Consider the following 2,612-nt stretch of genomic DNA (forward strand, 5'->3'; position numbering starts at 1 on the left):
TCGAAATCCGCTTCCCCCTCTGGCCAATAGCGCCAGCATCTTGAGGAGAACGAGAGCATGGGTGATCGCCTCTCAAAACTGATTAAGCGTTTTACCACTTATATCTCGGTGCCTTGGCGTTCGGTGCTATCTGCCGAAGAGCGCGCTGTCTTTGTGGTGTACCACAAAGAAGATGAGTTAAAGCTGCGGGCTCGGGTCACTGAATTTCAACTGGCCGTTGAGCAGCATGGTCACCGTTGGCAGTTGTTGGATATCACAGATGCCTTCCCCAAGTGGATGGGGGAACACGACTATGCAGACGCCTATTTCGCCGAGCCGGAGCTGCTAGTGGGCAGTTATGAATTTTTTGCCGAAGAGCTGGCCGAGCGTCTGAAAGAGGAAGTCGATAAAACCCTGGGGAGCAACGATGTAGTGGCCCTGCTGGGCACTGGCACGCTGTTTGGTTTTGCCTCTGTTTCTGGGTTGGTGAAGGCGCTCTCTCCAGTGGTAAAAGGCAAGCTGGTGGTCTTCTTCCCCGGCGAATATCACGACAACAACTTTAGTCTGTTAGATGCCAAGGATGGGTGGGGATATCACGCCACCGCCATCTGTCACCATAACGAATAACAACAAGGAATTACGGGATGCTAAATAGAGAGATTTACAGCAACGATCCGCTGCAATCTGAGTTGGCCAACAACGGTGTGGCTGTCGTCAACGATGATCAGAGTGCCGAGTCCTTCGCTACCCTGCGTTATGAGCTTAAAACCTTTGTCTGTGATGGCGCCTATGAGGCGGGCATGCAGAAAATTCTGGCGGCCTATCTGAGCAAGCTAGACGCCAAGGTTGAGCAGTCAGGTGTCTGGATCAGCGGTTTCTACGGATCGGGTAAATCTCACTTGGCCAAGATGCTACGCACCTTCTGGACCAATCAACGCTTCTCTGATGGTGCAGATCCCTTGAGCCTGGCCGATTTACCGGCAGGGATTCGCGAGCAATTTGCCAAGCTGTCACTGCTCTCCCAACAATACCAGGGCTTGCATGCCGCTTCGGGTACCCTGGGCGCGGGCAAGCGTGGCAACGTGCGCCTGGCGTTTCTCTCTATCATCTTCAAATCGGTCGGGTTGCCAGAGCAATACCATCTAGCCCGCTTTGTGATGTGGTTGAAATCCCAAGGGGTACTCGATGCCGTGCAACAGTACGTCAGGCTGCATGGTAAAGCAGCAGGGGATCAAGACCCGTGGCAAAGAGAACTGCGTAATCTCTACGTCTCTCCTGTGATGGCTCAGGCACTGTTGCCCCATTTCGCTGATTTGGCCACCAACGCCCCAGACATGTCCAAGGTGCTGCGTGCACAGTTCCCAGAGGTCAAAGACATCACCAACGACGAGATGGTCGATGCGGTCATAGATGCCCTGGAGCGCAATGGTCAGCTGCCGCTCACGCTGATCGTACTTGATGAAGTGCAGCAGTATGTGGGCGGAGATGAAGACCGCGCCTTTGATGTGCAAGAAGTGATTGAAACCTGCTGCAAGGCAAGCCGCTTTAAATCACGTCTGCTCTTTGTCGCCACCGGTCAAAGTGCACTAAGTGACACCCCTAACCTGCAACGCCTGATGGGCCGCTTTGTGGTCACTGTGCAACTGGCAGATACCGATGTGGATGCAGTGATCCGCAAAGTGATCCTGCAGAAAAAAGAGAGTGCTAAGGGTGCAGTCGAGGATCTGATCCAGAAAAACCTGGGCGAGATCAGCCGCCATCTGCGGGGCTCTAAGTTTGAACATCAACGGGATGACGAACAGTGGATGGTGGCCGATTATCCGCTGTTGCCGGTGCGTCGCCGTTTCTGGGAAAAGTTGCTGCCCGCGCTGGATAAAACCGGCACCGGCTCACAGCTGCGTAATCAACTGCGTATCACCCATGAGGCAACCCGTTATGGGGCAGAAAAGCCGCTTGGCTGTCTGATCCCTGCCGATTTTATTTACGATCAAATCGTCAACGATCTGGTCAATAGCGGAGTGGTGGGGCAAGAGATCTATGCCGAGATTGGCAAGCTCAAAGATGGCTCGCCTGAAGAGATCCTGCAGGGGAGGATCCTCTCCCTCATTCTGATGATCAGCAAATTGCCGAGCGAGATTGACTACGGTATTCACGCCAGTGCAGAAACCCTGGCTGACTTGCTGATCGAAGATTTGGAGAACGAGAAACATGACCTGCGGCCACGGGTCAACGCGGCGCTGCAAGCGTTGGAAAAAGCCTCGCTAATCATGGCGGTGCAGTCTGCAAGTGGTATCGAGTATCGCCTGCAAACGGCCGAGAGCCAGGCTTGGTATGACATGTATCGCCAGCAGCAAGCGGAGCTCCGTGCCGATCCAGCCAGGCTCGATGGCCTGCGCAATCAACTGGTGCACACCATAGTGCGCAAGTTGGTCAGCCAAGTGCGCCTGACCCAAGGCCAGGTGGCAGAGGGGCGCACCCTGAATGTCGCGTTCGATGATGAGTTGCCTAAAGATGCACAAGATAAGCTCTACGTTTGGGCTCCCGCCTTGCCAGAGCGGCAACTCCAAGATCTGGCGCGTGCCGATAGCGCAGATAATGGCACCCTTTACCTTTACATCCCCTCTGATCGCAAG

2 protein-coding genes are annotated in these 2,612 nt (G+C 54.4%); both read left to right on the top strand.

Features of this window, described 5'->3' with window-relative positions; translation table 11 throughout:
- The first annotated feature begins 57 nt into the window (after positions 1–57).
- Positions 58–606, top strand: coding sequence for a BREX protein BrxB domain-containing protein (locus tag ACB030_RS20240; RefSeq protein WP_171280305.1), 549 nt, complete (start codon positions 58–60; stop codon positions 604–606).
- A gap of 17 nt (positions 607–623) precedes the next feature.
- A partial coding sequence (brxC, locus tag ACB030_RS20245) for a BREX system P-loop protein BrxC (protein ID WP_371162241.1) occupies positions 624–2,612 on the top strand: 1,989 nt, incomplete at its 3' end.

The sequence above is a fragment of the Aeromonas sp. S16(2024) genome, assembly GCF_041403065.1.
In the GTDB taxonomy this organism is placed as follows: domain Bacteria; phylum Pseudomonadota; class Gammaproteobacteria; order Enterobacterales; family Aeromonadaceae; genus Aeromonas.